The sequence below is a fragment of the Kineosporia mesophila genome, from assembly GCF_021129235.1.
GTDB lineage: Bacteria > Actinomycetota > Actinomycetes > Actinomycetales > Kineosporiaceae > Kineosporia > Kineosporia mesophila.
Genome location: NZ_JAJOMA010000029.1, coordinates 29,104 through 47,645, shown reverse-complemented (window position 1 = coordinate 47,645; position 18,542 = coordinate 29,104). Strand labels below are relative to the sequence as shown.

The following is an 18,542-nucleotide window of genomic DNA, read 5'->3' as shown; positions in this document are numbered from 1 at the left end:
GGCGCCGGGCCCTGAGGCCCGGCGCCGTTCTTCGTTCGGGAACGTCAGGCGAACGTCCACACCTGGGTGCTGGTGGAACCGCACTCCGCCATGGTGAGCGGCTGGTCGAGCTCGCTGACCCGGCCGTTCGCGGTGGAGACGTCCACGCACAGATTGCTCTTGCCGTTGATGATCTGGTAACCGGAGCCGCTGGCCTGGAACCGGAACATCTGGTTGTCGGCGTCACCGGGCGTGCAGTCGAAGACGTTCAGGTCGCTCCCGGCCGGCTCGGAGCCGTAGTTGGGAACGTCCACGCACAGGTCGCTCTTCACGTTGCGCAGCAGGTACTGGCCGCCGACCTTGAGCCGCTCGTACTCCTGGTTGTCGGCGTCGCCGGCGTTGCAGGTGAACTGCGCGGTGTGGGTGGCCGGATCCACCGCCTCGTAGCCGCCGAGGTCCAGGCAGAGGCCGGTGCTCTGGTTCCGGATCTGCGAGGGCCCGGTCAGCACGGCATCGGTGCCGGCGATCCGGACGATCGTCTGCGTGACGGTCTTCGTGGCCTTCGGCTTCTTCTTCGCCGGGGTGTCGGAGTCGTCGTCCGGGGCGTCCTGGGTCTGCGTGACGGTCCGGGTCATCGTCCGGGTCGACTGCGAACCCTGGCCGGCCTGGCCGCCCTGGTCCCGTGCGGTGTGCCGGGGTGCCTGGGTGGTCCTGGTCGGGGCGGGCGACACCGATGCCCGCGTGGTGGTGCTGCCGGTCGGGATCTGGGGCTGCACGTAGGAAGCGGCCGAGGTGTTGGCCTTCCCGGGCTCGTCGCCGCCGGGCCGGATGAGGCTGACGGCCGCGACGATCACGCCCAGGAAGACGCAGACGGAACCGACGATGACCAGCAGGCTGCGACGGCGCGCGCCCGGCGCGGTCAGCAGAGTCTTCAGCGATTGCACGGGGACATACCTCGTGAGACTTACGCCTCGTCTTCCTGATCGTCGCAAGCCCCCCGCGGACTGTCCGCCGTGCGAATCGGATCAGTCTGACATCTGAAGATGAATTAAGCAGGAGCACGGATGAATTCGTGATGTTCTCGTTGTCACGATTTATCCCCCTCTTACGCTGGGCTCTCCAGCGTCTCCTTCACCTTGGCGATCGCGAAGCCCCAGGCCTTGTCCGACGTGACCTGGGGCGGAAGGGAGATCTCGTCCGGGTTCGTGAGTACATCGAGCAGCACCGGGCCCGGCGTGGCGAAGGCCTTGCGGGTGATCTCCTCCAGGTCTTCGGCCTTCTCGACGCGCCAGCTGCTCCAGCCGAGGCTGCGGGCCACGGCCGCCAGGTCGGGGTTGGTCAGCACCGTGCCGAACTCCGGCAGGCCCACCTGCTCCTGTTCGAGCTTCACCATGCCCAGGCGTCCGTTGTTGAAAACCACCACTCGCACCGGCAACTGCTCGACGACGGCGGTGATCAGGTCGCCCAGCAGCATGGTCAGGCCGCCGTCGCCGGACAGCGACACCACCTCGCGCCCGGTGTCGAGCGCTTGGATGCCGAGGGCCTGGGGCATCGCGTTGGCCATCGAACCCAGACCGAATGAGCCCACCAGCTGCCGGTTTCCGCGCATCCGCAGGAACCGTGAGGCCCAGACCGTCGACATTCCGGTGTCGGTGGTGATCACGGCGTCGGGCGCCGCCACCCGGTCGACGACGTCGGCCAGCAGTTCGGGGCGGATCCGGCCGGAGGGGTTCTCGAAGGGGCGCCGCGCCCTGGCCAGGATCCGGCCCGGCAGCGAGCCCTTACCCCCGCCGAGCAGGGCCTGCTGCCGTTCGCGCCAGTCCGCGTAGTGCTCGCGCGCCTTGTCGAGGTGGCCGGTGCCGGGCTTGGCGGTCACCCGGGCGGTCAGGGAACGGACGCCGACGGCGGCGTCGGCGACCAGGCCCACCTGCACCGGGGTGCGGCGGCCGATGTGCTCGGCCTTCACGTCGATCTGGATCGTCGGCACCTTCGGCAGCCACTCCGGGTACGGGAAGTCCGTGCCCACCATCAGCAGTACGTCGGCGCCGTCGAAAGCGGTCTTGCTGGCGGGATTCCCGATCAGGCCGCTCTGGCCCACCTCGAACGGGTTGTTCTCCTCCAGGCCCTTGCCCTTGATCGTGAGGACCATCGGGGCCGAGAGCTTCCCGGCCAGGGCGAGCAGTTCGTCCTTGGCCGCCGCGGCCCCGATGCCCGCCAGGATCGTGACGTTCGAGGCCTCCTCGAGGAGAGTGACCGCGTCCTCGAGCACCTGGGGGTCGGGGTGGGGCACCGGGCGGGCGGTGACGAATTGAGGACGACCCGCATCGGCGGGCATCTCCATCTCACCGACGTCGCCGGGCAGGGTGAGCACGGCGACACCGGGCCCGGCGTAGGCCGCGTTCACGGCCTGCGACAGCAGCCGGGGCATCTGCGCGGCCGAGGTCACCGTGGCCCGGAAGCCGGCCACGTCGGTGAAGAGCAGGTCGTTGTCGATTTCCTGGAAGTAGTCGCTGCCGATCTCGGGCGTCGGCACCTGACCGCAGATGGCGAGCACCGGGGCCTGCGACTTCTTCGCGTCGTAGAGACCGTTGAGCAGGTGGATCGAGCCGGGACCGACCGTGCCCATGCACACCCCGAGCGTGCCGGAGACCTGGGCCTGGGCGCCGGCGGCGAAGGCCCCGGCCTCCTCGTGCCGCACGCCGATCCAGCGCATGTCGGGGTTGCGCCGAATGGCGTCGGTGAGCGGGTTCAGGGCGTCACCGACGACGCCCCAGACCGTGCGGACGCCGAGTCGGTGCAGGCTGTCGATGATCATGTCGGCCACGGTGGTCATGGTCGGCACGCTACGTCGCGCCCGGTATCGGGGCAGGTCGAAACCGGCCGGCGCCCGGGGACAGGGGGTGTCCCAGGGCGCCGGCGATGTACGGGCGGTTCAGATCCGGCTCAGCCGCCGATGCCCTGGTAGGGGTAGATCTTGATCGTGCGCTTGCCGCCCGGCTTCCCGCCGATCTTGACCTTGCGCAGCGCCGAGTTGTTGGCGTAGTTCGACTCGGCGAGCTTCTTGCTCGGGTTCGCGATCGTCTGGATGTAGTAGACGCCGTTCTTCACGTTCGTGATGTTGAACGACTGGCCCGGCAGGTACTGGCCGTAGGTGTCACCCCAGCCGGTGTTCAGGACCTCGCGGATGCTCAGCAGATTCGCGTTGCCCTGGCCGCAGGCGGTGTACAGGTCGGTCGAGGCCGGCTGCCACTGCGCACCGTCCACGTTCAGGTCGACAGCGTCGGTCGGGGCCAGGCAGAAGGCCTCCTTGCCGCTGATGATGGCCTTCTTCTTGGTCGAGTCGAGCAGCCGGTAGGAGGCGAAGTCCTTGAAGTGCCAGTGGTTGTGGCCCGTGCGCGGGTCCCACTGCATCGAGCCGGCGGGGGTGTAGCCGACCTGCTTGCCGTCTTTGTCGAAGAAGTACTGGTAGGCGTCCAGCACGCTCTTGCCGTTCTGCCGGAAGCCGTCCACCACCAGCGGTGACGGGCCCGCGTTCCAGACCGTGGCGCCGAAGGACAGGTAGGTCTTCTTCTTGCGGCTCGTGGTGTCGAGCGCGATCTGGTAGGCGGGCAGCGAGCGCAGGTCGGGCTTCGGCAGGTCGGCGGCCGCGGCCGAGGAGATCCGGCTGGAGCTGGGTTTCGTCGCCGCCGGGGTGTTCGGCGCGCCCAGGGCGGCCTTGCGGGCGGCCTCCCGGGCGGCGTGCTGCGGGGACAGCTCCTTGGCGTTCATGTCCATGCCGGCCATCGTCACGCCGTGGTTGTGGTTCATGTCGTGGGTCGCGCCGGCCCCGTAGCCCGAGCCCTCCTTGACCGTCTTGACCTTCACCTTGATCGTCGAGGTGGCGTCCGCGTCGGAGATCTTGAGGGCCTTGCGCCACTGCTTGTTCACGGTGGCCTTGAGCGTGTAAGTGCCGTCCTTGCCCGCGAAGCTGGGCGTCGAGCTGTAGTCGCCGAGGACGGGGGTGGCCCAGCCCGCGGGCAGGCCGAAGACGCCGCCGAGCGCGTAGGGGTGGTTGCCGCACTGCTGCGGGTACGGCGTCTCGGCCACCGCGTCGGCCGAGACCCGGTTCTGCTCGTAGGAGTTCAGGCAGAAGTCGACCTTCGACGAGTACACCGACTTGCCCGCCGGGTTCGTCACCCGGACGTCGAGGAACTTGGTGAACGTGGACGGGTTGGCGGTGATGCCGGCGGGCAGCTTCGTCGTGGTCTGCTCGGCGCCCTCGCCCACCATCAGGGTGGTGGCGATCGGGTCCTTGTACGACGTGCCGCGCTGGGTGCGGATCTCGACGGTCTTGGGGGCGACGGCGTAGAAGCCGAGGCCGTACAGGCCGATCGATTCTCCCTTGTACCGCGCCACGGTCTGGGTCTTCACCGGCACGACCAGGTCGAGCACCGGTGAGGCGGTGGCCGCGGCGGTGGGGCTGCCGGAGACCCGCTCGGCGGCCTTGACCCCCGCGGCGGTGACCACGGAGCCGGCCAGCACGGCGGTCAGGGTGACACCGGCTACGGCGGCGGTGGGTGCGATTCGCGGACGGGCGCGGCGTTGGTTCGGGTTCACGGGGGTCCCCTCAAAGGATCTGCGATGGCGTCACCTCCATGACGCTTGTCACGAACAGTACGGTTGCTTCCGCGGGGCCGAATCAGCCTGCGGTATGAGACGGATCGTCCTGGGTGCGGGGGGCCATCCTCCCGAAGTCGGAGTATCAGACAGGTGTCGACCGGTGGGCCGCCCGGGTTCGCACCGGCCGTTCGTCGCCGACCGGAATACCGCTCAAAGCAGGCATAACGGAAGGTGATGTGCAGGGTCGCCACACTCTGTCGCCAAATGTGGGCTGTTTGACGGACACCACCGCCCCCGGTGATGAAACAGACTTCTTAACGCGTCAAGAGCGTCGGCCTCTTCCACCTGATCAAGGTGGGGATGGGGTTGCTCGGCACCCGGGGAGGGGCGGGTGCCGAGCCCGACTCGACGTCAGGGACGCCCGGTCGATTTTCTGACCGGGCGTGAGGGCTCGTTACCGAGAGGTGACAAAAGTCCCTTTTGGCATGCCCTGCTGCCATAATGCCCCGGTGTCGTTACTCCCGGTGCATCGCGCGTGGCCTCGCCCGAGCCTGCCCAAGGCCGTCGGGCGCAGACGTTCTGCGCCCGGGCCCGTCGTCCCTGTCACAGAACCGCCCCAGGCGTATCAATCGCCGTCCGGGCGGCTCGGTGTGGTGGGGCGTGAACGGGCGAACCGGCTGTCGGTGACCACCGACTCCGGCGCCGACTTCGGGTGGAGGTGACGTGGACAGCGCAGCCGATCAGGCCGTCCCGGACCAGGCTGACGACGTCGGCGTGAAAGTGGTGCTGGTGGACGACCACCCGGCGATCCTGGCCGGGGTGCACGCCTGGATGGTGATGGCCAGCCCCGCGGTGGAGGTGGTCGCCGCCGGGTCGGACCTGTCGGTGGCCTGGCTGGAGCCGGGCCGCTCGGTGCCCGTGGTGGTGATGGACCTGCAACTGGGTGGGGCCCCCGCCTACGCCGATCTGTCCCGCCTGGTCGAGCACGGCCGGCAGGTGGTGGTCTACTCCATGCGCGAGGACAGCGACACCGCGCTCACCTGCCTGGAGATCGGTGCCTTCACCTATCTCACCAAGGCCGAGGGGCAGGCCCACCTGGTCGACGCGGTGCGGGCCGCCCACGAGTCGCGGCCGTACGTGTCGCCGTCGCTCGCCGGCGCGATGGGCGTGGACCAGCGCCGGATCCGCCCCGAGCTGGCCCCCCGCGAGGTCGACGTGCTGCTCGAGTGGTTCCGGTGCGAGAGCAAGGATCTCGTCGGGCAGAAGCTGGGCATCTCGGCGCGCACGGTGTCCACCTACATCGACCGGGTGCGGATCAAGTACGCGAACACCGGGCGGCCCGCCTCGACCAAGGCCACGCTGGTGGCACGGGCGATCCAGGACGGTCTGGTCTCTCTCGACGATCTCTGAGACGAAGGACGACGGAGAGACTCGAGTCTCTCCGTCGTCCTTCATCTCCGAGGGCTCCCGCAGATCTGGAGCAGGACGCGGCGCCCTTCGGTTTCGTTGCGTGTGGACGACGTGATTTGGTTGCCTTTGACACTCTTCGTCACACCTGTTGCCATGGTGTGGATGAGGTCGCGCCGGGCTGCCGATCCGGCACAATCCCGGACATGGCCCGTGACGTCGGAGGATTGTCGTGATCGCTGCTCTTACCGGTTCCGGGCTGGCCGCAGCCGCCGGTCTGAACGCGTGGATCCCGTTCGTACTGGTCGCCATGGTGGCGCGGCTCACCGAGGTGATCGCGCTGCCCACCGAGTACGACTGGGTGACCTCGAACTGGGCCATCGGGATCGGGGCCCTGCTGCTGGTCGCCGAGCTGGTGCTGGACAAGGTGCCGGTGGTCGACCACATGAACGACGTGGTGCAGACCCTGGTGCGCCCCACGATCGGTGGCCTGATCTCCAGCGCCACGTTCAGCGCGCAGAACCTGGACAACAGCCAGTGGATGCGTGACAACCCCTGGGCCGGAGCGGTCATCGGGGTGGCGGTCGCCGGGCTCACCCACGCGACGAAATCCGCGGTGCGCCCGGTGGTGAACGTCAGCACAGCCGGTTTCGGGGCGCCGGTGATCTCGACCGTGGAAGACGTGATCTCCGTGGTCGTCAGCGTGCTGGCGATCTTCGCACCGGTCGTGATCCTGGTGGTCCTCGTCCTCATGGTCTGGGCGATGGTGAGCATCTGGCGACGCTGGGCCTCGCGTCGGCACCGCAAGCTCGACCGCACCCAGGAACTGCCCGTCGGCACCTGAGAAGTACCCCTCCGATCGGCTCATCCGGACGTGGACCTGGTCGCCGGGCCGGTGGACGCTGACGGGCAGTGCCGCTGACGGGCAGTGCCGCTGACGGGCAGGGTGCGCTGCCCCGGTAGGAGGGGCGGTGGTTTCGTCATCGGCTCGGTCCGCATCACCCCGTGACCCGACGCCGTAGCCCTCGGTGATTGTTGATCGAGGTACTTGTGCACAGCTGTCGGCCAGGCCACCGTTGTCCTCGTGACAATGGTGGCCTGGCTGTGACGGAAGGACCGGGACCTCTCCTGGAGGAGCCCCGGAGTTATCCCAAACGCTCCGAGCTGCGGCGGGCCGAGGCCCGGGCCGCCACCCGGCGTTCGAGCCACCCGAGCCGCCCCGCGGGCGGGCGTCCGTCGGGCCCGGCCGGTGGGCACCGCCCGCCCACGCCGCCGACGGCGTCGCGCAGTGCCGAGGCGGTTCGTCGTCCTCCGCTCAATCCGTACTCCCTGATGCCGGACACCCTCGCCCCGACCCCCGCGTCCCTCCCGCTCCCGCAGGCCAGTGCGTGGCGGCCCGCCGGTGTGGACGTGCCGTTGCCGGTCTCGCGGGACCCGTTCCGGCCCACCGTCCCCCGGCTGGGCAAGGGAAAGGCCGGCGCGGCCCGGCTGCTCGTCATGGCGCTGGTGGTCGGTGCGCAGGGTGCGGGTGCGTCGTACCTGGCCGAGCACACGTTCGGTGGCCCGGACGCCACGAACTCCGACCTGGCGGCCTCCGCCCTCGTGCTGACGGACGAGGAGAAGCAGCTCCGCGCCGCCGAACTGGAAGAGGCATCGGCTCAGGCCGAGCAGGCCCGGGCCGATGCGGCCCGGCGCCAGACCCAGCGTGAGACCTCACCGTCCAAGGCGAAGGCGGCCTTCCGCCAGTACCGGCAGGCCCAGCTGGCCGCCGCCCGGGTCAAGGCCGCGGCCGAACGCCGCGAGCAGGCCCTGCGCAACGCCCAGCGCGACCCCCGGTCCGCAGCGCGCCTGCTGGTCGCCGACCGCGGCTGGTCGAGTGCTGAGTTCAGCTGCCTGGACTCGCTCTGGAACAAGGAGAGCAACTGGAACTACCAGGCCACCAACTCCAGTTCGGGCGCCTACGGCATCCCGCAGTCGCTGCCCGGCTCAAAGATGGCCTCGGCCGGCTCGGACTGGCAGACCAACCCCGTCACGCAGATCCGCTGGGGCCTCGACTACATCGCCGAGCGCTACGGCACCCCCTGCGGCGCCTGGAACTTCAGCCAGGCCCACAACTCCTACTGAAGGATCACCGGCTCAGGGGTACCCGCGCGACGGCGGTGAAACCCCGGCGCCGGTACCAGTCCAGGGGCCAGTCGTCCTCGTCCGCGCCGATGATCGCGGTGTGCACCCCGCGCTCCGCCAGGTGGTCCAGGGCGGCTGCCAGGAGTGCGTCGCCGAAGCCCTGGCCGCGATGCCCGGGGAACACGTCGACCTCCTGCAACCGGGCCCAGCCCGGGTCGGCCAGGGGGAACCAGCCGAGGGCACCGATGTCGTCGTCGGCGATCAGCATGGTCAGGCGCAGCCGGGCGGCGCGCTCGCGCAGGGCGGCGACCAGGCCCCGGGCCTGCTCCGGCCCGACGCCGAACCCGGCCTCCACCTCGATCCGCAGCTGTTCGTAGTGGGCCCAGTCGGTGAGGGGGTTCAGCCGTAGCCGCCGGAGGGCCGGCCAGGGCTCCCGGGTGGACCGGACCAGCAGGGTCTTGCCGGGCGGGCCGGAGCGGCCGACGGGGAACAGCAGTCGTTCGGACGCGAGTGCCGGGGTCGGGTCGGTCATCGGGGCGATCGTAGTCTTCTGGTCATGACCTCGCCGGAAGCACCTCTCAGCGCAGCGAGAATGGGCACCTACCCGACGCCGCTCGAACCCGCCCCGCGCCTGGCCGCGGCGCTCGGGCTGGATCAGCTGTGGATCAAGCGGGACGACCTCATCGGTCTGGGCGGTGGCGGCAACAAGGTCCGCAAGCTGGAGTACACGCTGGCGGCGGCCCGGGCGCACCGGGCCGACCTGGTCGTCACCAGCGGTGCGGCCCAGAGCAACCACGCCCGCCTGACCGCGGCCGGTGCGGCCCGGCTGGGGTTGCGGGCCGTGCTGGTGCTGGAGGGGCACGAGCCACCTGCGGTGACCGGAAACCTTTTGCTGAATCGTCTTTTCGGGGCGGAGATCATCTGGGCGGGAGAGGTCAGGCCGGCTGAACTGGGAACGCGGGTGGCGGCCGAGGCGGAGCGCCGGCGGGCCGGTGGGGAACGGGTGGAGGTGATCCCGTTCGGCGGGTCGAGCGTTCTCGGCGCCCGCGGGTACGAGGAGGCGGGAGCCGAACTGCTGCGGCAGATACCGGATCTCGACACGGTGGTCGTGGCGCTCGGGTCGGGCGGGACGATGGCGGGGCTGGTGAACGCGCTGGGGGCGGACAGGGTGCTCGGCGTGGACGTCGGGGCCGTGGACGATCCCGGGGCGGCGGTGCTGGGTCTGGTCCGCGGCTCGCCGTCTTTGCGCATCCGCCGCGCGACCAGCGAGTACGGGCGGCTGACAACGGAGGTCAGGCAGGCCCTGCAGCTGGTCGCCCGTACGGAGGGCGTGGTGCTCGATCCGGTCTACACCGGCCGGGCGGCCGCGGGACTGATCGCCGCGGTCGAGGACGGCAGTATCCGGCCCGATGAACGCACGGTGCTGCTGCACACCGGTGGTCTCCCAGGGCTTTTCGGGCACCCTGAGAATTCCGGGATCTACGCCTAGGTAGCGCCCTTTGGGGCGGTTATCGGGCTCAGACATCCGCAAGGACGGGTTTCCCCCGCACCATGGCATTTCGGGGTAGACGCGGTCTCCCCGTAGCCAAGGGGGAGCCATGAAACTGCATCGAGCCCTGATCCGGCTGACACCCGTGCTGGCGGTGGTACTCGCCGCCGGCACGGTCGCCGCGGTGAGATCGGCCGAACCCGCGGCCTCGGCCACCGCCCCGGTGATCAGCTTCGAGCTGCTGAACAAGACCCAGACCGTGCAGAGAGCCAAGGGGGAGGCCGTCTACTTCTACGGGCTCGGCTTCTACGCCGTGGCCCGGGACACCCTGGAGTTCCGCACCCACAAGGGCAGGACCTACGCGGACCCGGTGCGTACCACGCTGAAGGTGGGCGACGCCCCGGCCCGGGCCCTGCCCGCCGGCATCACCACCTCGCCGAACACCCTGACGCACTTCTTCGATGTCAAGGTGACCAACTCGGCCGGGAAAAAGGTGAAGAGCACCGCGCTCGACTTCTGCCCGAACTCCTGGGACCGCAATCGGGTCCGGCCCGACGCCCCGGCCACCTCGCCGTACCCGGAAGGTTGCGGCTACCACCCCTTCACCATCAGCAACGTGCTCGGCGTCACCGGGGGCTGGTCCACCCCCGTGCTCGGCGAGTGGGACAGCCCGACGAGCTTCAAGGGGCCCGACGGCACCTACACGGTGAGGTTCGTGGTCACCCAGGCCTGGCGCAAGGCGCTCGGGCTGACCCTGGCCCGGTCCACCCAGCAGCTCAAGGTCAAGGTCAAGACGGTGAAGGAGAGCACGCAGCAGGCCTCGGCCATGAGCCACACGCAGCACGGCATGAACCACTCCGGCGACCTGTCCCCGCAGATGGCGGCGATGGAGGCCGGGCGGCAGCGGGCACTGGGCGAGCCCAGCGTACCCGCGTCGGGCCCACCCTCCGGCGCCGCGAACCGGCTCGCGGCCCCGGCCGGACCCGGGGTCGACCTGCGCTCGCGGCCCGCTTACGAGATCGCCCGCGAGGTAAGGGGAAAGGCCGGCACGCCGCGCAAGACCTACCTCAACTTCAGTGCCACGGTCTGGAACGCGGGTCCGTCGCCGCTGGTCGTCGACGGGTTCCGTCAGCCGGGTCACGACGTGCTGGACGCCTACCAGTACTTCTTCGACCAGGCCGGGAACCAGGTCGGGTACACCTCGGCCGGGCAGATGCAGTGGGACCCGCGCGACGGTCACAACCACTGGCACTTCAAGGCCTTCGCCTCCTACCGGCTGCTCGACCAGACCCAGGAGAAGGCGATCATCAGCGGCAAGGAGGCGTTCTGCCTTGCCCCGACCGACGCGATCGACCTGGCCGCCCCCGGCGCGCAGTGGCAACCCGCGTCCACTGATCTGTACACCGCCTGCGGCCAGGGCAACAAGAATCTGCTGAGCATCCGCGAGGTGCTCGAGAGCGGCTGGGGCGACACCTACGGCCAGTACCTGCCCGGCCAGTCGTTCAACATCACCCGGGTGCCGAGCGGTACGTACTTCATCCAGACCATCGCCAACCCCGACCGCAAGCTGACCGAGTCGAACTACGACAACAACGCGGCCCTGCGCAAGGTCAGGATCGGGGGAAAGGTGGGTGGCGTGCGCACGGTCAAGGTGTATCCGTACCAGGGCGTCAAAGACTGATCTACGACGCCGGCCGGGCCGCGACGATCGCGGCGTAGGGCCGGGTCTCGTACGGCGGGCGCGGGTCGCGCACCAGCTGGGACTGCACGTGCAGCCCGGCCCCGGTGAGGGCCCGCGCCACCTCGTCGGGCATCAGGCGCTGCAACGGCAACGTCACCGGATGATCCAGCCAGGTGGTCATGTCGGTGGGCTCGTCGCGCACGCTGAAGCACAGCAGCAGCACGCCGCCGGGCCGCAGCGCCCGCCGGAAACCCTCGAACGCCTGGGAAAGATGCTCCGCCGGAACGGTGTTGAATGAATACAGGGCCACGATCCCGTCGAGGCTGCCGTCCGTGACCCGCAGATCGAGCAGCGACGCCTCGTGGAACTCCAGCTCCGGATACAGCTGACGGGCCTGGTCGAGCATGGCCGGGGACAGATCGATACCGAACGCGTCCAGCCCCAGATCCCGTAGAAGGGCCGTGATGTGACCGGGCCCGCACCCCACGTCCGCCACTCGCGTCCCGCCGAATTCCCCCAGCAGCTCGGCAAACAGATTCAGGAGGGCCCGGTCGTACGGCCGCCCCTCCAGCCCCTGGCTCTGCGCGTTCGTGTAGGTCTGCGCCACGGTCTCGTAGGTGGCGCGGGTCGCGCTCAGGAAGTCCGGTTCGGTCACCGGGTCAGTATGGTTTAGACGCAGGACGCGCGAACGGACGGAGCGGTCCGGCGGCGGTACTCACGGGGTGACGTGCCCGTCTCCCGGCTGAAGGCCGTGCTCAGGGTGCTCCCCGCGGCGCTCGGCCGGATCGGCCCTGGTCCGGCGCGTCCTCCGCGGTACGCGACTTCGGGTAGCTCGCGTGGGATGCCGGTCGGCACGTCATCAGGACCGAAGCCGTCGACCGGGGTAGCGTCGGTGACATGTCCACACTGCCGACAGCCGTCCTGACCGAGCTGCTGGGCATCAGGTTCGAGGGTGCCTCGCTGGAAGAGCTCCTGCGGCGCTACCTCGAGATCGCCCAGGCAGGCGTGCGAGGCATGGACGATGTCTCGGTGACGCTGATGCGTAACGACCGTCCTTTCACCGCCAGCTACACCAGTGACCTGGCGCTGGCCGCCGACGAACTGCAGTACGGGTTCGGGTACGGTCCCTGCCTCGACGCCGGATCGTCCGGTGAGGTGCTGCGGGTCGAGGATATGCGCGCGGAGACGCGCTGGCCGGGCTATGCCGAATCCGTGGTCGGAGAAGGAATTCTCAGCGCGGTCTCGGTACCCCTGCCCTTGCAGATCGACCTGATCGGCGCCCTCAACTGGTACGGGCGCGAGCCCGGTGTGCCGGAGGAGACGGTGGGGGCCGGCATCGAGATCGCCGGGCACATCGCGGTGGCCATCGGTAATGCCGTCACCTACGACGACGCCGCCCGGTTCGCCGCGGAGATGCAGACGGCGATGGCCAGCCGGGCCGTGATCGAGCAGGCCAAGGGCGTGATCATGGCGCAGAACCGGTGCGGGCCCGACCGGGCCTTCGAGATCCTGCGCAAGGCGTCGATGGGCCGCAACGTGAAACTGCGGGACCTGGCCCAGGACATCGTGAAGAGGATACAAACGGCTTGATCGACGTGCCTATGGTGTGAGGCATGGGGATCACGCTGTCAGCGCTGGAAGTGGCCGCCGCGGAGAAGGGGCGCACCGCCGCCGACGCGCTGCGCGCCGTCGGTGAGCTGGTGCCCCGGCTCGACGAGCTGGGTTACCAGCGCCTCTGGTTCGCGGAGCATCACGGGTCGGAATGGGCCACGAGCGTGGTGCCGGCCGTGCTGACCGCGCACTTCGCGGCGCTGACCTCGCGCATCCGGCTGGGGTCGGGCGGCGTGATGGCCCCCAACCACGCCCCGCGGGCCGTGGCCGAGCAGTTCGCCACCCTCGGGGTGCTGCACCCGGGCCGGATCGACCTCGGGATCGGCCGGGGGCCGGGCACCCACGACCGGGGCATCGTGCAGGATCTGCGGCGGGGCGCGGAACCGGCCACGGACGCCGACTACCGGTCCGACGTGGCGGCCCTGCTGCGCCTGGTCTCCGGTGAGGAGCGCCTGATCTCCGGGCCGCTGGAGCCGGTCGACGTCGAGCCCTGGCTGCTCTCGTCCAGCCCCGCGGGGGCCCGGCTCGCGGCGGAACTCGGTCTTCCGCTGGCCTTCGCCCACCACATTCGCCCCGACCACACGGCAGCGGCGCTGAGCGTCTACCGGGAGCAGTTCACCGCCTCGCGCTGGCGCCAGGAGCCCTACGTGATGCTCTGCGTCGAGGCATTGGTGGCCGCGACCGACGAGCGGGCCGCCGAGCTCGCGGTGCCGATCGACCAGGCCAAGGTCGGTCTCCTCGCCGGCCGGGGCGAGGCCGCACTGCTGTCACCCGCCGAGGCCGCGACGCGGGCGATTCCGCAAGACGTTCTGCCGCTGATCCTGGGGCATACGGGCACGCAGGTGCGGGGCGGGGTGGAGACGGCCGCGCGGCGGTTCGCGCAGATCGTCGGGCAGACCGGCGCCGACGAGCTGATGTTGTTCGTGCCGCTGTACGACGCGGCCGACCGCATCCGGTCCTTCGAGCTGGCCGTCACCGCGGCCGGGGCCCTGACCGCATGAGTGCCCGCGAGATCGTGACCCTCGGTACCTCGTGCCAGATCCCCACGCGGGACCGCAACCACGTGGCCACGTTCGTGCGCCTGGGCGATGCGGCCGTGCTGGTCGACTGCGGTGAGGGCACCCAGCGCCAGATGCTGCGGGCCGGTGTGCGCAGCTCGCAGATCGACGCGATGTTCCTGACCCACGAGCACGGCGACCACACCTTCGGCGTGCCGGGCCTGCTCAACCGCCGCCGGGTCGACGGTTCCACCCAGCCGTTGCCGGTGGCCGCGCCCGCCGCCGCCCTCGAACGCCTCGACCTGCTGACCGCTTTCGCGACGAACGGCCCGGAACCGCTGCACCGGTGGATCCCCGCACCGGCCACCCCCGGGGCCGAGCTGATGCGCCTGGGCGCCTGGACCGTGCGGTCGGCGCCGCTGCACCACCGGGTTCCGACGGTCGGGTACCAGTTCACCGAAGACGACACCCGCCGCGTCATTCCCTCCCGGGCGGCCGAGAAGGGCCTGCACGGAACGGATCTGGGCCGCGTCCAGCGGGGTGAGACGGTTCGCGGCGTCACGCTCGAGGAGGTGAGCGTGCACCGGCCGGGTCAGCGCATCGCCGTCATCATGGACACCGCGCGGTGCGACGGTGCCCTCGAACTGGCCCGGGGCTGCGACGTCCTGGTCTCCGAAGCCACCTACGCCGACTCCGAGGCACCGCTCGCGGCCGAGAATCTGCACCTCACCGCCCGGCAGGCGGCGCAGATCGCGATGGAGGCCGGGGTGCGGCGCCTGGTGCTGACGCACTTCTCCTCCCGGTACGAGAACCTCGACGCACATCGGAAGGAGGCCTCGTCGGTGCACCCGGACGTGGTGGTGGCCCAGGACCTGCAGGTGGTGCCGGTGCCGGCCCGGGCCTGACCGGCGGAAGCCGGGCCCGATCGTCCTTCATCGGCTGCCTGCGGGGGAGTGACAGGACCCTGCCTCACCGTCGCCGCGACAGCTAACGTGCTGGTCATGAGCGAGAACCAGCTCGGCGAGTACCTGCGCGCACGGCGGGGGCTCGTCACCCCCGAGCAGGCCGGCCTGCCGGGCGGGAGCAACCGCCGGGTCAGTGGCCTGCGGCGCGAGGAGGTCGCGCTGCTGGCCGGGATCAGTGCCGACTACTACCTGCGGCTGGAGCGCGGTCGCGACCGTAACCCCTCGCCGCAGGTGCTCCAGGCCCTCGCCCGGGTGCTGGGCCTGGACGACGTCGAGGAGCAGTACCTGCTCGGCCTCACCGCCTCCCGGCCGAAGCCGCGGCGCCGCCCCGCCCCGGAACGGGTACCGCAGCGTCTGCACGCCCTGCTCGCGACGATCGGGGTCCCGGCGTTCGTCGAGGGGCGGGCGTTCGACGTGCTCGCCTCGAACGAGCTGGCCCGGGTGTTCTCGCCGCGCCTGCGGCCGGGGGAGAACCGGCTGCGCTCACTCATGCTGGATCCGCAGGAGCAGGCGTTCCAGCCGGACTGGCCCGCGGCCGCCGCCGGTTTCGTGGCCGCGTTCCGCGAGTCGATCGGCGACGATGTGGACAACCCCCGCCTGATCGAGCTGGTCGGTGAACTCTCCCTGGCCAGCGAGCGCTTCCGCAGCCTGTGGGCCCGGCACGACGTGCGGGCGCTGGAGGGCGGCCTGTCGTGCGTGAACCACCCGCTGGTCGGTGAACTGCGCCTGCACCGGGAGAAGCTTCCGGTGGACGGTCTGCTGCTGGTGATCTACTACCCCGACCACACCCAGGAAAGTCAGGACAAGTTCCGTCTCCTGGCGTCGTACGCAGCCACCGTGACCGCTTAGGCTTTTCGGGTGCGTCCTTCCCCCCACGTGCTCGACCTGTTCGCGGTGCCGGAAGACCCGCAGCCCCTGCCGGGTGGCCAGGGGTTCACCGTGCGGGCCGGTGACCTGGTGCTCAGTCCCGATCGCGACCCCGTCACCCAGGACTGGCTGAGCCCGCTGCTGGCGCGGTTCGCCGTCCGCCTCGACGTGGACCCGGCCCGGCATCCGCAGGATCTGCGCGTCGCGATGCCGGTGCCCGCGCGCGACGGGTCGTGGGTGGTGGACGGGTGGGGTGCCAGCCGTTACGAACCCGGCACCGTCACCTGCCGGAACCTCGACGTGACGATTGCCGCCGGGCACGTGCTGCACGCCCGGTTCGCGTCGCTGGTGCGCGAGCAGCCGGCCGGCCTGGAGGGCCGTACCGATCGCTGGTCGGTGGCCGAGCGGGTGGCGTTCTGGGAAGCTCCGGTGCCGCCGTTGCGGCCGGCGGTCGCGCACTGGGTGACGCGCATCCGGGCGTCGATCGACGGGTCACCTCTGGGGCCCGATCAGCTGGTGCACCGTGACCTGGCCGGGAACGTCCTGCTCGACGCCGGGGGCGCCCCGGTCGTGATCGACGTGTCCCCGGCGTGGCGGCCGGTGCTGTGGGCCGACGCGGTGTGCGTGCTCGACAGCGTGATGTGGCAGGGCGCGCCGGTCGAGGTGCTGCGTGAGTGGACGTCGGGCCCGGCCCGCTCGGCGATGCTGCGGGCGGCGGTTTTCCGGCTGGTCGCGGACAATCCCGGTGAGCCGCAGGGCCTGGACGCGTACCTCGACGCGGTCGGCCCGGTCATGGTGCCGGCCTGATCCGAACTTTTCGGCCGGCCCGCGCATCTCACTTGTCCGGAGCAGCAACTGGATGAGAGGGAGTGCCGGGATGCCCGGGGAGGAATGGTCGGTCTCGACGGTCGTGGGCTGGTGCCTGGTCACGGTGCTGCTCCTGGGCGCGGGCGTGGCCCAGGCCGTGGCACCGCCCGACCTGACGGCGATCACCCGTTCCGGTCGTCAGGATTCCCGGACGCCCGCGGCGGCCGCCCCGAACCGGCGACCCAGCTCGTCCACTGCTGCCAGTAGTTCGGGTGGTCCCTCGACCGTGAAATCGGCGTCGAACCGGGCGATCGAGGCAGCCAGCCCGGCCCACGACCAGGAACCCAGCGTCAGCCGGCAGGTTCCGGGGCTCAGCGGCTCAAGCGTTCCGTCGCCGATGTGGGGCGCGACGGTGGACGCGTCGGTGTTCAGGACGACGGTTCCCTGACAGGGCCATTGTGGGTCGCCTTCGCGGGACCCGCGGAACAGCCCGGTGACGAACGTGGCGGGATCGCCGCCCGGGATCTCCCGGCGGGTGAATCGGGGACCGTTGGGCGTGCGCAGTGACATCCGGTCGGCGCGGAAGGTGCGCCAGTCGTCCTTGTCGGTGTCCCAGGCCAGCAGGTACCAGCGGCCGTGACGGCTGACGAGGTGATGCGGCTGCGCCCGGCGGGGCGGCCGGTCGGGATCGGTGCCGTAGTCGAAACGCACGGTCTCCTGGCCCCGCACCGCATCGGCCAGGGCCATCAGCACCTGGGGGTCGGCGTCGACGGGGCTGCCGACGGCCGTCACCTCCAGCGCGTCGATGCGGTGCCGCAGCCGCGACGGCATGACCTGCCGCACGGTTGCCAGGGCCCGGTTCGCCGCCTCGGACACCCCGGCCCCGCTGACCGTGGCCAGTCTCAAGGCCACGGCGAGGGCCACGGCCTGCTCGTCGTCGAACAGCAGCGGCGGCAGATCCGCCCCGGCCTCGAGCCGGTACCCCCCGTCGGGCCCCTTGAACGCGGCGATCGGATACCCCAGCTCCCGCAGCCGGTCCACGTCGCGCCGCACGGTGCGGGGGCTGACGTCCAGACGCTCCGCCAGCACCTGCCCCGGCCAGTCCCGCCGCGCCTGCAACAGCGAGAGCAAGGACAGCAGCCGCTCCGAGGTTCCGCTCATCCCTGCATGATGCCCCGAGAAGAGGCCAGACCCTGACCGCTAAAACCTTCCGTGATCATGCAAAACCTCCCCAGAGTTCTAGAACTGTCGGCCGGAGAGTTCTAGAACGCCGGGGAGGTTTTGCATGATCACGGAGGGGTGGAGCGTCGCGTATGTTTCAGCGGTGACAATCGTTGAATCTCCGCGCGCTCTGCGCAGAGACGGTAACTGGGTGCGATGGGTTCTGCTCGCCGCCTGGATCGTCCTCGTAGTGTTCACCGTTCTGCTCGGTGAGCGGGAGGGGCGTTTCGGCGACCTCGAAAAAGATCTCGCTGCCGGCAAGGTGACCGAGGTGTCGGTCAGCGGGGAGATGCCTGGCGAACAGCAGTCCGAGCAGACGGTCCACTGGCGGGACGGCCTGTTCCGCCGTACCGACGTGATCATGACCTACTCCGGCGGGGAGAGGCCGGGGTTCCACGGCACGATCGTCCAGGCCCCGAACGCCGTCACCTATCTGCAGCAGCAGTACCCCGGCGTCACCGTGAGGTCGGTCGGCGAGCGACAGGCCACCAGCGACTTCTACGGCTTCGGCAATATGAGTCCGGCGCTCGGGATCCTCTACGCGGTGGTGTACTTCGGCACCCTGCTGCGGATCATCGCGGGACCGCAGCCCTGGCGGGCCACCCGCTGGGCATGGTTCTGGGTGTGGTGCTTCCTGGCGCCGGTCGCCCCGCCGCTGTTCCTGACCCTCGCCGGGCCCACCCCGCTCGTCCCCGCCCCGAAGAATCTCAACCGCCGGCTGACCGGGGGCTGGGCCCTTCTGCTGGTGGCCTTCGTCTCGGCCGTGCTCGGAGGCACCGCCCTGTCGTTCTGAA

Annotated in this window: 17 protein-coding genes; 11 read left to right on the top strand and 6 right to left on the bottom strand. The window is 70.3% G+C overall.

What is annotated here, in order from left to right; all coding sequences use genetic code 11:
* Positions 1-44: 44 nt before the first annotated feature.
* The 3 genes from LR393_RS29910 to LR393_RS36750 all read right to left on the bottom strand — a co-directional run bounded on the left by LR393_RS29910 (position 45) and on the right by LR393_RS36750 (position 4,575).
* Positions 45-923 carry an RICIN domain-containing protein gene (locus LR393_RS29910; RefSeq protein ID WP_231488409.1) on the bottom strand — a complete coding sequence of 293 codons (879 nt, stop codon included), beginning with the start codon at positions 921-923 and terminating at the stop codon, positions 45-47.
* A gap of 161 nt (positions 924-1,084) precedes the next feature.
* Positions 1,085-2,812 (bottom strand): thiamine pyrophosphate-dependent enzyme, encoded by a 1,728-nt coding sequence (locus tag LR393_RS29905; protein ID WP_231488407.1) that lies wholly within the window; start codon positions 2,810-2,812, stop codon positions 1,085-1,087.
* A 110-nt stretch (positions 2,813-2,922) separates the two neighbouring features.
* A complete protein-coding gene (locus LR393_RS36750; RefSeq protein WP_231488405.1) occupies positions 2,923-4,575 on the bottom strand; it encodes a lysyl oxidase family protein in 1,653 nt (550 codons plus the stop codon).
* A 726-nt stretch (positions 4,576-5,301) separates the two neighbouring features.
* Here LR393_RS36750 and LR393_RS29895 point away from each other — a divergent pair.
* From LR393_RS29895 to LR393_RS29885, 3 genes are all read left to right on the top strand, one after another.
* A complete protein-coding gene (locus LR393_RS29895) occupies positions 5,302-5,988 on the top strand; it encodes a response regulator transcription factor (RefSeq protein ID WP_231488404.1) in 687 nt (228 codons plus the stop codon).
* Positions 5,989-6,217: 229 nt separating this feature from the next.
* Positions 6,218-6,829 (top strand): DUF4126 domain-containing protein, encoded by a 612-nt coding sequence (locus LR393_RS29890; protein WP_231488403.1) that lies wholly within the window; start codon positions 6,218-6,220, stop codon positions 6,827-6,829.
* 260 nt (positions 6,830-7,089) lie between these two features.
* Positions 7,090-8,109 (top strand): aggregation-promoting factor C-terminal-like domain-containing protein, encoded by a 1,020-nt coding sequence (locus tag LR393_RS29885; RefSeq protein WP_231488401.1) that lies wholly within the window; start codon positions 7,090-7,092, stop codon positions 8,107-8,109.
* Between the two features lie 4 nt (positions 8,110-8,113).
* On the opposite strand, the gene LR393_RS29880 is transcribed toward LR393_RS29885, so the two are convergent.
* Entirely contained in the window at positions 8,114-8,641 is a 528-nt protein-coding gene (locus LR393_RS29880; RefSeq protein WP_231488399.1) for a GNAT family N-acetyltransferase, read from the bottom strand.
* 24 nt (positions 8,642-8,665) lie between these two features.
* On the opposite strand from LR393_RS29880, the gene LR393_RS29875 reads away from it, so the two are divergent.
* Positions 8,666-9,598: a D-cysteine desulfhydrase family protein gene (locus LR393_RS29875; RefSeq protein WP_231488397.1), complete on the top strand. Its 933-nt coding sequence runs from the start codon at positions 8,666-8,668 to the stop codon at positions 9,596-9,598.
* 109 nt (positions 9,599-9,707) lie between these two features.
* Positions 9,708-11,279, top strand: a complete 1,572-nt coding sequence (locus LR393_RS29870) for a lysyl oxidase family protein (RefSeq protein ID WP_231488395.1) — start codon at positions 9,708-9,710, stop codon at positions 11,277-11,279.
* Between the two features lies 1 nt (position 11,280).
* Here LR393_RS29870 and LR393_RS29865 read toward each other — a convergent pair whose 3' ends face one another.
* Entirely contained in the window at positions 11,281-11,934 is a 654-nt protein-coding gene (locus tag LR393_RS29865) for a class I SAM-dependent DNA methyltransferase (protein WP_231488394.1), read from the bottom strand.
* Between the two features lie 242 nt (positions 11,935-12,176).
* On the opposite strand from LR393_RS29865, the gene LR393_RS29860 reads away from it, so the two are divergent.
* The 5 genes from LR393_RS29860 (at position 12,177) to LR393_RS29840 (ending at position 16,527) form a co-directional block, all read left to right on the top strand.
* Entirely contained in the window at positions 12,177-12,869 is a 693-nt protein-coding gene (locus LR393_RS29860) for a GAF and ANTAR domain-containing protein (protein WP_231488392.1), read from the top strand.
* A 23-nt stretch (positions 12,870-12,892) separates the two neighbouring features.
* Complete coding sequence (locus LR393_RS29855) at positions 12,893-13,891, top strand: MsnO8 family LLM class oxidoreductase (protein ID WP_231488391.1); 999 nt, start codon at positions 12,893-12,895, stop codon at positions 13,889-13,891.
* Complete coding sequence (locus LR393_RS29850; RefSeq protein WP_231488389.1) at positions 13,888-14,793, top strand: ribonuclease Z; 906 nt, start codon at positions 13,888-13,890, stop codon at positions 14,791-14,793. Before LR393_RS29855 ends, LR393_RS29850 begins: the two co-directional genes overlap by 4 nt.
* A 96-nt stretch (positions 14,794-14,889) precedes the next feature.
* Entirely contained in the window at positions 14,890-15,702 is an 813-nt protein-coding gene (locus LR393_RS29845) for a helix-turn-helix domain-containing protein (RefSeq protein ID WP_231488387.1), read from the top strand.
* Positions 15,703-15,711: 9 nt separating this feature from the next.
* A complete protein-coding gene (locus tag LR393_RS29840; protein WP_231488385.1) occupies positions 15,712-16,527 on the top strand; it encodes an aminoglycoside phosphotransferase/kinase family protein in 816 nt (271 codons plus the stop codon).
* 198 nt (positions 16,528-16,725) lie between these two features.
* On the opposite strand, the gene LR393_RS29835 is transcribed toward LR393_RS29840, so the two are convergent.
* Positions 16,726-17,688, bottom strand: a complete 963-nt coding sequence (locus LR393_RS29835; RefSeq protein ID WP_231488383.1) for a helix-turn-helix transcriptional regulator — start codon at positions 17,686-17,688, stop codon at positions 16,726-16,728.
* 211 nt (positions 17,689-17,899) lie between these two features.
* Here LR393_RS29835 and LR393_RS29830 point away from each other — a divergent pair, with 211 nt between their 5' ends.
* Positions 17,900-18,541 carry a hypothetical protein gene (locus LR393_RS29830; protein ID WP_231488381.1) on the top strand — a complete coding sequence of 214 codons (642 nt, stop codon included), beginning with the start codon at positions 17,900-17,902 and terminating at the stop codon, positions 18,539-18,541.
* The last annotated feature ends 1 nt before the right edge of the window (position 18,542 follow it).

Bases quoted from the DNA above. Each gene is read 5' to 3' on its own strand.
- LR393_RS29905 (WP_231488407.1), bottom strand. From the start codon at position 2,812: ATGACCACCGTGGCCGACATGATCATCGACAGCCTGCACCGACTCGGC.
- LR393_RS29880 (WP_231488399.1), bottom strand. From the start codon at position 8,641: ATGACCGACCCGACCCCGGCACTCGCGTCCGAACGACTGCTGTTCCCC.
- LR393_RS29875 (WP_231488397.1), top strand. From the start codon at position 8,666: ATGACCTCGCCGGAAGCACCTCTCAGCGCAGCGAGAATGGGCACCTAC.
- LR393_RS29870 (WP_231488395.1), top strand. From the start codon at position 9,708: ATGAAACTGCATCGAGCCCTGATCCGGCTGACACCCGTGCTGGCGGTG.
- LR393_RS29860 (WP_231488392.1), top strand. From the start codon at position 12,177: ATGTCCACACTGCCGACAGCCGTCCTGACCGAGCTGCTGGGCATCAGG.
- LR393_RS29855 (WP_231488391.1), top strand. From the start codon at position 12,893: ATGGGGATCACGCTGTCAGCGCTGGAAGTGGCCGCCGCGGAGAAGGGG.
- LR393_RS29850 (WP_231488389.1), top strand. From the start codon at position 13,888: ATGAGTGCCCGCGAGATCGTGACCCTCGGTACCTCGTGCCAGATCCCC.
- LR393_RS29845 (WP_231488387.1), top strand. From the start codon at position 14,890: ATGAGCGAGAACCAGCTCGGCGAGTACCTGCGCGCACGGCGGGGGCTC.
- LR393_RS29835 (WP_231488383.1), bottom strand. From the start codon at position 17,688: ATGAGCGGAACCTCGGAGCGGCTGCTGTCCTTGCTCTCGCTGTTGCAG.